Genomic DNA, 10661 nt, shown 5'->3' with positions numbered 1-10661 from the left:
GCCAGGGTGCTCTTGCCGCTGCCGCTGACCCCGGAAATGACGGTGAGCTGGTTGCGCGGAATCTCGACGTCGATGTTTTTCAGGTTGTGCTCGCGGGCGTGATGCACACTGATGACCTGCGCAGGACGATACGCGGCACTGACTTCTGCCGCAGCCTGCGGCTGGTACCCGCCTGCCAGCGCGGCTTCATAATCGCGCAGTGCCTGGGCGGTATAACCGCTCTCGCTGGCCATCAACTGAGACGGGGTGCCTGCCCCCAGCAGTTCACCGCCCGCATCGCCGCCTTCAGGGCCGATGTCGATCACCCAGTCGGCAGCGCGGATCACGTCGAGATTGTGTTCGATCACCAGCAGTGAATGCCCGGCCGCCTGCAACTGCCGGAAGGCGCCCATCAGGGTGGCGATGTCGGCGAAGTGCAGGCCGGTGGTGGGTTCATCAAACAGGAACAGGATGTGTTCTTTGCTTTTCGACTTGCTGGCGGTCTGCGCCAGATGGCCGGCCAGCTTCAGACGCTGTGCCTCGCCGCCACTGAGCGTGGGCACGGCCTGTCCGAGCTGCACATAATCCAGCCCCACGTCGGCCAGTGGCTGCAGGCTGCGCTGCACGGCGGGCTGATCGCGGAAGAAGTCGAGCGCGTCGCTCACGGTCATCGCCAGTACATCGGCAATGGAGACCACCAGCTGGCCGCCGTCGCCTTCCGGCAGGCGGATCTGCAGGATCTCGTCGCGGAAGCGGGTACCGTCACAATCCGGGCAACGCAGGTAGACATCGCTCAGGAACTGCATTTCCACATGTTCGAAGCCGTTGCCCTGACAGGTAGGGCAGCGCCCGTTGCCGGAGTTGAAACTGAAGGTGCCGGGCGTGTAGCCGCGCTCTTTTGCCAACGGTGCCGCGACAAACAGCTTGCGGATGGCGTCATAGGCACCGACATAGGTGGCCGGGGTCGAACGGGTGGTTTTACCGATGGGGCTCTGGTCGACCATGACCGCGCGGTCGATCTGTTCCAGCCCATCGATGCGCTCATGGGCGCCCGGCGCTTCGGTCTGCTCGCCCAGATGACGCAGAATGGCCGGATACAGAATCTGCCGCATCAGTGTGGACTTGCCCGACCCACTGACACCGGTCAGGCACACCAGTTGCCCGAGCGGCAGGTGGACGTCGATGTTTTTCAGGTTGTGTTCGCTGGCCCCTACTATATTGAGTGCCCCCTGAGGCGTATCTTCGTTATCGCCGGGCGCCTTGGGTGCGCTGACCTGGCTGGTGCCGGTCAGGTAGCGGGCGGTCAGATTGTCATGCTTCTGAAACAGATCCGCCGGGGTGCCGAAGAATTCGATATGGCCACCGTGCCGACCCGGGCCGGGCCCGATGTCCAGAATGCGATCGGCGGCAAGGATAACCTGCGGGTCATGCTCCACCACCAGCAGCGAGTTGCCGGCATCACGCAAGCGGTGCAGAACCTTGACCAGGCGATTGATATCGCGCGGATGAAGGCCTGTGCTGGGTTCGTCCAGCACAAACAGGGTGTTCACCAGTGAAGTGCCCAGCGCCGTGGTCAGGTTGATGCGCTGCACCTCGCCGCCGCTCAGTGTGCGTGACTGGCGATCCAGCGTCAGATAGTCCAAGCCGACTTCACACAGATAGCCGAGCCGGGCGCGGATTTCTTCCAGCAGCAGTTGCGTCGGTTCATCGGCATCCGTCTCGCCGAGCGCCTGAAAGAAGTCGGCACAGCGGCCCAGTGGCAGCCGCATAATGTCCGCGATATTGAGGCCGTTTAACCGGTCGAACTGGGTCTGGTCAAGGGTGTTGCCCTGCGGTACAAAGCGCGGGCGCCCGGCCAGAGCGGTCTCGGCAACCGAGTGATTGCCTACCCGCCACCAGAGCGCTGTCGGCTTGAGCCGCGCACCGCCACAGGCCTGACAAGGGGTATAGGAGCGATACTTGGACAGCAGCACCCGAATGTGCATCTTGTAGGCCTTGCTCTCCAGCCAGGAGAAAAACTCCTCAATGCCATACCAGACACCCTGGTCCCAGTCGCCTTCGCCCTGAATCACCCACTCTTGCTGCGCCTCGGTCAGCTCTGACCAGGGCACATCGACCGGCACGCCGCTCTTGCGGGCATAGCGGATCAGATCACGCTGTACTTCTTCGTAGGACGGTGTCTGAATCGGCTTGATGGCGCCGTCCTGCAGGCTCTTGCTGACATCCGGAATCACCAGACCGTAATCGACCCCGATGATGCGGCCAAAGCCCCGGCAGCTTTCACAGGCGCCGATCGGTGAATTGAAGGAAAACTGGCTCGGGCTGGGGTCCGGATAGTCGATGTCACAGTGCGCACAATGGTGATGGCTGGAAAAGCGCGCCGGGTTGCCGGTGTTGCGCTCGTCATCCATCGGATAGACCAGCACATGCCCTTTGCCATAATGCAGTGCGGCCTCCACAGCTTCGGTCAGCCGGCCCCGGTTGTCGTCATTGAGACGCAGTCGATCCTGCACCACTTCCACCCGCCGGCCGTCGCGCTTGTGCATGCGCGCATAGCCCTGCTGGTTGAGCAGCTTCAGTACTTCGTCGTCACTGAGTTTTCCCGGTACATAGACCGGCATGCACACCATCAGGCGCTGTTCTTCGGGCCAGTCGGCATACAGGCTGGCGATCACCGACTGCGCCGAGTCGCACACCACCTCGCGCCCGCAGCCCTGGCAATACAGCTGCGCCAGCCGGGCAAACAGCAGCTTAAGATAATCGTTCAGTTCCGTCATGGTGCCTACGGTGGAGCGTGAGGTGCGCACCGTGTTGCTCTGCTCGATGGCAATGGCGGGAGGAATGCCGTCAATGCTGTCCACCGCCGGCTTGTCCATGCGGTCCAGAAACTGCCGCGCATAGGCCGAGAAGGTCTCGACATAGCGACGCTGACCCTCGGCATAGACCGTATCAAACGCCAGCGACGACTTGCCCGAACCGCTCACCCCGGTGACCACCACCATCTCCCCGAGAGGGATATCCAGATCCAGGTTGGCGAGGTTGTTCTGGCGAGCGCCGCGAATGCGGATGGCGTCGAAGGTCATAGGGTTGCCGTTACTTCCGGTCAGATGAAATCAGGGACCGCTAAATATACGGCAGTTGGGCAAGTTGGACCAATGGTCACGACTTGTTTCAGGCAGATCCTGATAGTGGCACATCGCTACTGAACTCAGGCGCAGAAAACCGCTCCACCAGATAATCCAGCAGCGCGCGCACGCCGGGCAGCAGGCCACGGCGGGAGGGCATGACGGCGTGGATGACCTCGCTTCTGGGGGCCCAGGCGGGCAGGACCGCCTGCAAGTCACCACTGTCCAACTCGGCGCGCATCATCATGGTCGGCAGTTGTACGACGCCGATGCCGGCCACGGCGGCCTGGCGCAGGGTGTTCATGTTGCGCGTGACCAGGCGCGGAGAATGCTCGATGCGGGCCTCTGCACGCCCGGGGCCGATCAGGTGCCAGAGGTGGCGCTGCTGAGGCTGCCCCAGAGCCAGGCTGGGCAGTGCAGATAGATCCGCTGGTACGCCGGGTTTGCCGATGTCTGCCAGCAGCGACGGGCTGGCCACCAGGCACTGGGCGCGGTCTGACAGAATGCGCAGCACCAGATCGCTGTCTTCCAGCGGCCGTGGTCTGACGCGCAGGGCCAGGTCCATGCGCTCCTCGATAACATCCACGCGTCGATCGGTGGATTCAACCTCAATGTTGATACCGGGATAGCGCTGCATGAAGGTGCAGAGAAATTCACTGACACAGACATCCAGCAGCGCCGTCGGGCAACTGAGACGCACCGTGCCGCAGGGCTCGGCGCGACGGCTGTCAATGGCTTCCTGAGCGGCTTCTGCTTCCACCAGCATGGCGCGACAGTGCTGAAAATACACCTGCCCGGCTTCAGTCACCGCCACATGGCGGGTCGAGCGCTGCAGCAGCCGCACGCCCAGACGCTCTTCCAGCGCCGCGATACGGCGGCTGAGTCGGGACTTGGCAATACCCAGAGCTCGGCCGGCCGGGGCAAACCCGCCGTGCTCCACTACCTTGGCGAAATAATAGAGATCGTTGAGATCCTGCATGCTAGCGTCTCGCATCGTTCTATATTTGGAACGATGAGTGTACCAATTGCCCTCTAGTCACTCCAGCGTTGCTGATTCAGAATAGTCACCATCATCCAACACACCCCTCAGGAGGTTGTCATGAAAAAGATACTCGGCGTCTACAAGGCTCCGCCCCGCCACTGGGTTGGCGACGGCTTTCCGGTGCGCTCCCTGTTCTCCTACAACAGCCACGGGCACCATGTCAGTCCGTTTCTGCTGCTGGACCATGCTGGGCCCAAGTATTTCGAACCGGCTAAGCGCCCGCGTGGCGTGGGTGAACACCCGCACCGGGGCATAGAGACGGTGACCATTGTCTACAAGGGCGAAGTGGACCACCTGGACTCCACAGGCTCTGGTGGCCGGATCGGCCCGGGCGATGTGCAGTGGATGACCTCCGGTGGTGGCATCATGCACCAGGAGTTTCATTCCGAGGCGTTCACTCGCCAGGGTGGCGAACTGGAAATGGTGCAGCTCTGGGTCAACCTGCCGGCAAAGGACAAGATGACCACACCGGGCTATCAGACCATTCTGAATACCGATATTCCGACACCGGAGCTGCCTGACGGTGCAGGTACAGTCAGGGTGATCGCCGGTGACTATGCGGGTCACAAGGGCCCTGCCCACACTTTCACCCCGATGAATGTCTGGGATGTGCGGCTGAACGCCGGCCATGAAGCCCGGCTCGATCAGCCTGAAGGCTGGTCCGGCATTGTGGTGGTGCTGCATGGTACTGTGCAGGTGAATGGCACCGAAACCGTCCGTGAAGGTGAGCTGGCCATGCTGGATCGTTCCGGCGACGGCCTGTCACTGACTGCAGACAGCGACGCCACCGTGCTGGTACTGGGTGGAGAGCCCATCGATGAGCCGATTGCCGGCTACGGACCCTTCGTCATGAACACCGAAGCGGAGATCCATCAGGCTATCAAGGACTTGCAGACCGGCAAGTTCAGCCGCATACCGGCCTGAACCACGAAAGCAATCGACTGCCTACTATTCCCGCCCCTGCGAGACCAGCAGGGGCCGGGACTTCTGCCGGGCTTCGAAGGTGGCACGGCTGTCGATATCCTGCCAGTTGGCAAGGATCAGGCACTGAGCGACAGCACTTTCCAGTGTTGTGCCGGGGCCGGTGATGATCACCCGATCCGGCGCAAACTCTCGCAATGCCACAGTCACCGCCCGCGTGAAGTCGTAGGGCTCGGTCACCTGATGGCCGAGCGTATAGTCCCAGAGTTTTGCCGGGTCTGTGCTCCAGGGCGACCAGATCTGTCCGCGGCCATCCACCATGGGAATGCGCGGCCGCTGCAGCGGCAGATCGGCCAGCAGGTCTCGGGCCCGCTCGCGCACTGGCTGCTGCAGCGGCGTATGAAAGGCGGCATGGTTCTGCAGCCGCAGGGGAAACTGCTTGCGCCTGGGCAGCGCCTTGGCCAGCGCCTCGATGCCGGCCTTGTCGCCGCCAAAGACCAGCAGCCCGCCGAGCTCGATGGAAATGTACAGTTCGTGCCCGTGCTCGGCCCGCAGAGCGGCCATGGTGTCTAGACAGGCCTGCCGCGCCGCCGGATCAGGGCGCCAGTCCTCATCGAACCAGGGGTAGACCAGTTGACCGCCGATCAGCTCTTGCTGCATCAGCGTACCCATCTGGTTGACCAGATGCAGTCCGGCTTCGGCTTCCAGCGCACCGGCAGCGGCCAGGGTGGTATACCAGCCCATGGAATTGCCGGTAACGGCGACGATTTCAAGCTCGCCTTCCAAAGCCTCCTGCGCGTCCAGATAGCTGCAGGCGTAGATCAGCGGTGAAGCGTGCTCCCCCCTACCCTGCAGCGCCGGGCTGAACGGCTGGTGACTGTCCAGTTCGGTCAGGGTGGGCTGGTTTTGCTCGCGGCGGTAATCATCGAACACCTGAATCAGATCCGAACGGCCGGGGTGCCGACGGTTCAGGTAGCCCCACTGTTCGGCATTGTAGGTGCCGCGCCCGGGGCAGATCAGTATGGCGCGCTCTTTCCGTGCACTCATAAGGTGGTCTCCCGGTCATGCTGGGCCGTCAGATTCAGGGCGGCGGCAACGATAGCGTCTCGACTCGGCAGGGTACTGGTGGCTGCCCGCCCAAGGGCAATAAAGCTGTCATCGGCGGTCAACCGGGCAAGTCGATCACCGGGAAAGCCGCGCTCGGTCAGCTCGGCCATCAGTTCCTCGCTCACCGAGCCGTGCCGTCGGCATTCGTCCACGATCAGCACATGGCTGCAGTCACGCACCGCCTCGTGCAACGCATCGTGGTCAATGTCAGTCAGCCAGCGCAGGTCGATCAGGCGCGGTGCCAGCCCCTGCTCGGTCAGCATCGGGCGGGCCTGTTCGCTCAGAAAGACGCCGTTGCCATAGGTAATGATGGCCAGTCTGATGGCGTTATTCGACCGGCTGCCGCTGTCTTCCGGCGCCTCATCGCAGCGGAACTGACGGTGCGGAATGCGATAATCCGCCCCCGGATCGGTGCGGCACCAACCCTGATCACCGTCTTCATGCAGGTCCCGGCAGTGATAGCGTGCAATGGGTTCGAGAAACACCACCACCCGCTGCTCCTCGTCGGCCAGTCGCACGCATTCCTGCAGCATGCCCACTGCCTCGGCACCATCACTTGGGCAAGCCACCACCAGCCCCGGAATATCCCGCAGCACGGCCAGGGCATTGTCGTTGTGAAAGTGTCCGCCAAAACCCTTCTGGTAGCCCAGACCGGCAATGCGCACGATCATCGGGTTGGTGTACTGGCCATTCGAGAAGAAGCTGAGTGTAGCGGCTTCGCCGCGTAGCTGGTCTTCCGCGTTGTGCAGATAGGCCAGAAACTGGATCTCGGCCATGGGCAGCATGTCGTTCTGACCCAGGCCTATGGCGAGGCCCAGGATGCTCTGTTCGTCCAGCAGGGTGTCTATCACCCGGTGCCGCCCGAAGGTCTGCTGCAGACGAAGGGTGACCCCATACACGCCCCCCTTGCGGCCGATGTCTTCTCCTGCCATGACCAGATGAGGATAGCGACGCATCAGGCGATGCAGCGCCTGGTTGATCAGCTTGGCCATGGGTTGCGGCGACTGACTGCCGGCCGGCAGGTGGGCGTCCGGGTCGGCCCGGCTGGCCCTTTTCGGTGGCACGATTGAGGCCATGACCTGCTTCGGATCCTGCAGTCGCGGGCGCAAACGGGCCTGCTCGGAGACGGCCTCCACCCGCTGCAGGGTCTGCTCCAGCATCTGCGCCAGATCCGCTCGACTGAAGCCCCCTTCGTGCACCAGACGGGCGGCGCTGTAGCGCAGCGGGTCTCTGGCCTCCATGGCGGTCATCTGATCCGGCGTCAGGTATGACTCCGGTGTGTCGGATCCGGCATGGCCCAACAGGCGCACCGTATCCAGATGCAGGAAGACCGGCTTCTGACGTCGCCGCGCATGGCGAGCGGCGGTGCAACCGGCCTGCCAGGTATCGACCAGATCCAGCCCGTTGGCATGGATATAATGCAACCCCGGGCGTTGACTGACCGAGGCTTCCACCCAGCCCGGCGGTGTGGGTGTGGAAATGCCGATGCCGTTGTCGGCACAGACGAATACCAGCGGCAGCGGCACCCCCTGAAAGGCCGTCCAGCCTGCTGTGTTGAGCGCGCCCTGGGCGGTGGAATGGTTCAGCGAGGCATCCCCGAAACTGCACAGCACCACACTGTCGTTGGCCCACTCGCCCTGCCCGCCCAGTCGGCGCCATAGCCCCAGGCTGTAGGCGGCACCGACGGCCTTGGGCAGATGTGACGCTATGGTGCTCGTCTGCGGGGGTACATTGAGTGGTCGGGAGCCGAGCACCTTGTGCCGTCCGCCAGCAATGGGGTCATCGGTGGAGGCCATGAAGCTGAGCAACATGTCCCAGGTGATGGTCTGCCCCGGCACCGCCTTACTGCGCTGAATGAACAGCGCCGCATCGCGATAATGAAGAAAGGCCGGGTCACCGGAACGAAAGGCCAGCCCGAGCGCGGCATTGGCCTCATGGCCGGCACTGCCGATGGTGTAATAGGCATCCCCGCGCGGCTGAAGGACGCGGGCCTGGAGGTCGAGCACCCGGCTCAGCAGCTGGGATTCGAACAGCTCTGCCAATGCAGGAACCCCCAAATCCGTATCCGCCAATCGGTTGCGGGTATCACTCAGATCGGGCAGCGGTGCCTCCAGCAACAAATGCCGCAGGCCTGTGAAGGGGGAGGTATCGGTCACCATGAACACGCTCCTGCCGAGACTGTCATGAGCTACAGCTTAGTCTTTCCAAAACTATAGGTATAATATTTATAAATTTGATCTGGTATCGGAACAAATTATGGACATTCGAGGTCTGCGCTACTTTCTGGCGACCTACAAGGCCGGTTCGGTGAGTGCCGCTGCCCGGCAATGCCACGTGGCTCAACCTTCCATATCAGCTGCCATCAAGCAACTGGAAGATGAGCTGGGAACGGCGCTGTTTGATCGCCACGCCAAAGGTGTGCGGCCAACCGCTGCGGGGCAGCGCCTCTACCCCATGGCCGCCGGATTGCTGGCAGACAGTGCCGCCATTGTGCAAAGCTTCCGGCAACCGGATCAGCGCCAACCACTGACGCTCGGACTGATGCGTTCGCTGGGTGCCCAGCGTATGAGCGGCTGGCTGCAACGACTGCTGCAGATGGAGGAGCGATTCGAGCTGACGCTGGTGAATCCGGAGGAGCCCTGCGATGCCCGCATCATCACATCATCCATGTGTCATCCGCATGAACACTTCGAGCCCATCTGGCAGGACGCCTACCGTCTTGCGCTGCCTGCCGGGCATCCACTGACCCTGAAACCAAGGCTTGGCCTGGCTGACCTGCACGGCCAGTCGTTCATAATCCGGGAGCACTGCGAAGCGAATGCCCACTTTCTGCAGGCCCTGCACCAGCAGCAGCTAACCGTGCAGCCGCGCGCCCATCTGCGCACCATCGAATACAGTCGCGCTCTGGTGCAGGCCAATGTAGGCCTGGCTCTGGTACCCGACTGGCCAGAACATCGAAAATGCACTGACATGGTGCTGGCGGAGTTGAGCGACTGGCAGCGCACAGTGGTAGTCGGCCTTGCCTACAGTCCCGATCTACCATCGGCACTGCTGGAGCCCTTGCTGCAGGCCTGCACTGCCTGCCAATAGTGCAACTTCAATGGGCGGCTTCCAGTACTTCGGACGGGGGCTAGTGTCCGAGTTCTGCCGGCCGCGACGTCAGCTCACAGGCAAACGGTTCACGGGACCCCGGCAACAGCTGCAGACAAATCTGCGCTATACTGGCAGACTAAAATTTCGTGACAGAGGGAACCTCATGACTGACAACACCCAGCCGCCTATTGTGATTTCATCACTGGACGCCGATCGTTTGGACGAACTGCTGGAGGGATTGTCTGCAGCCGATTTCCCGGGCAGGGCAGAGCTGGAAGCTGAGCTGGCGAGGGCGACCATCGTGGAGCCTCAGGAAGTGCCGGACACCGTAGTGTCGATGAACTCCACGGTTCGGTTCCGGGTGGAGTCCACGGGAGAAGTGTTCAACCTGACACTGGTGTATCCAAAGAACATGGACAACAGCGGCAGCAAGATATCCATTCTCGCCCCGGTGGGCAGCGCCCTGCTGGGGCTGTCACAGGGTGATCAGATCGCCTGGCCGAAGCCCGGCGGCGGGCAGCTTCGCGTTCGTATCGAGGAGATTCTGTACCAGCCAGAGCGCGCTGGAGATTATCATCGGTGAACAACCTGCCGGTATCGCCAGCTGACCACTCCTCGACACCAAACCCACTTCAGCACCAAGGTCAAGTCAGGGCTTTTTCAGGCCCTGACGCAGCATTCCCTCCAGCCCATTCAACTTCACCTCATACATCAGCGCCAACTGACGACCCAGCTTGCTGTCCGGGAAGCCCTGACGATGAAACCGCACCAGATAGGGTTCCGGCAGGTCCAGCAGCTTGCGGCCCTTGTACTTGCCGAACGGCATGGTCTGGTTGATAGCTTCAAGCAGTTCCTGTTGATTCATGCTGTGGTCACCCTCCACCTCCACCGGCTGGCCCGGCACCACCGCCACTGGTATATGGGGGCCGACCGAACAGTGCCTCCGTCCAGCCGAGCAAGCGAAAAATGCCTGTCATCATAATCGACAGGCAGACAACCAGTACCGCGATGCCACCCAGATCCAGCAAGGCAGCCAATGTTCTCGGCATGAAATGACTCAACTCGGCCAGCCCCGCCAACGAGGCAATCAGCGGCAGCATCGCCGAGCCAGTGAACAGGTAACAGAACAGCCGTTCGGCGCCCACCGGACGCTCATGCGCCCCGCGCCAGAAGCCGGGCACAGAAGCGAGCCAGTCGACCAACAGCCAGAACAGCAGCGGCACCAGAGCCCACAACCAGGCCTCGCGGGCATCCACACCCGCAGAACCCAGTATCCAGCCCCACAGCAACAGAACAAGCAGCGTGCCCACCCAATAAGCCCAGCCGAACATTGTTCCTCCAACCCAAGTAGCTACCAACAGGCTAAACGCCCGCTAAAGGCAAAGCAACGGGTT

Annotated in this window: 9 protein-coding genes; 3 read left to right on the top strand and 6 right to left on the bottom strand. The window is 62.2% G+C overall.

Features of this window, described 5'->3' with window-relative positions; translation table 11 throughout:
- Positions 1 to 3062: excinuclease ABC subunit UvrA (gene uvrA / locus LAT62_RS04205; RefSeq protein ID WP_293379422.1), on the bottom strand; the 3062-nt coding region annotated here is incomplete at its 3' end.
- An 88-nt stretch (positions 3063 to 3150) separates the two neighbouring features.
- A complete protein-coding gene (locus LAT62_RS04200; protein WP_293379419.1) occupies positions 3151 to 4083 on the bottom strand; it encodes a LysR family transcriptional regulator in 933 nt (310 codons plus the stop codon).
- A 120-nt stretch (positions 4084 to 4203) separates the two neighbouring features.
- On the opposite strand from LAT62_RS04200, the gene LAT62_RS04195 reads away from it, so the two are divergent.
- Complete coding sequence (locus LAT62_RS04195) at positions 4204 to 5070, top strand: pirin family protein (protein WP_293379416.1); 867 nt, start codon at positions 4204 to 4206, stop codon at positions 5068 to 5070.
- A 24-nt stretch (positions 5071 to 5094) separates the two neighbouring features.
- On the opposite strand, the gene LAT62_RS04190 is transcribed toward LAT62_RS04195, so the two are convergent.
- Complete coding sequence (locus LAT62_RS04190) at positions 5095 to 6114, bottom strand: ACP S-malonyltransferase (RefSeq protein WP_293379413.1); 1020 nt, start codon at positions 6112 to 6114, stop codon at positions 5095 to 5097.
- Positions 6111 to 8333 (bottom strand): alpha-ketoacid dehydrogenase subunit alpha/beta, encoded by a 2223-nt coding sequence (locus tag LAT62_RS04185; protein WP_293379410.1) that lies wholly within the window; start codon positions 8331 to 8333, stop codon positions 6111 to 6113. The genes LAT62_RS04190 and LAT62_RS04185 overlap by 4 nt, the downstream gene beginning before the upstream one ends.
- A 97-nt stretch (positions 8334 to 8430) precedes the next feature.
- On the opposite strand from LAT62_RS04185, the gene LAT62_RS04180 reads away from it, so the two are divergent.
- The gene (locus tag LAT62_RS04180; protein WP_293379406.1) at positions 8431 to 9264 is read left to right on the top strand and encodes a LysR family transcriptional regulator; all 834 of its coding nucleotides are present in this window, start codon (positions 8431 to 8433) and stop codon (positions 9262 to 9264) included.
- A 166-nt stretch (positions 9265 to 9430) separates the two neighbouring features.
- Entirely contained in the window at positions 9431 to 9850 is a 420-nt protein-coding gene (gene rnk, locus LAT62_RS04175) for a nucleoside diphosphate kinase regulator (RefSeq protein ID WP_293379404.1), read from the top strand.
- A gap of 66 nt (positions 9851 to 9916) precedes the next feature.
- Here rnk and LAT62_RS04170 read toward each other — a convergent pair whose 3' ends face one another.
- Positions 9917 to 10132 carry a DUF3820 family protein gene (locus tag LAT62_RS04170; RefSeq protein WP_293379402.1) on the bottom strand — a complete coding sequence of 72 codons (216 nt, stop codon included), beginning with the start codon at positions 10130 to 10132 and terminating at the stop codon, positions 9917 to 9919.
- A 7-nt stretch (positions 10133 to 10139) separates the two neighbouring features.
- Positions 10140 to 10598, bottom strand: a complete 459-nt coding sequence (locus tag LAT62_RS04165; protein ID WP_293379400.1) for a hypothetical protein — start codon at positions 10596 to 10598, stop codon at positions 10140 to 10142.
- Positions 10599 to 10661 lie beyond the last annotated feature (63 nt).

It is taken from the genome of Natronospirillum sp., from assembly GCF_022565775.1.
In the GTDB taxonomy this organism is placed as follows: domain Bacteria; phylum Pseudomonadota; class Gammaproteobacteria; order Pseudomonadales; family Natronospirillaceae; genus Natronospirillum.
Note: the sequence above shows the minus strand (reverse complement) of the source record. Positions and strands in the feature narration are given on the sequence as shown.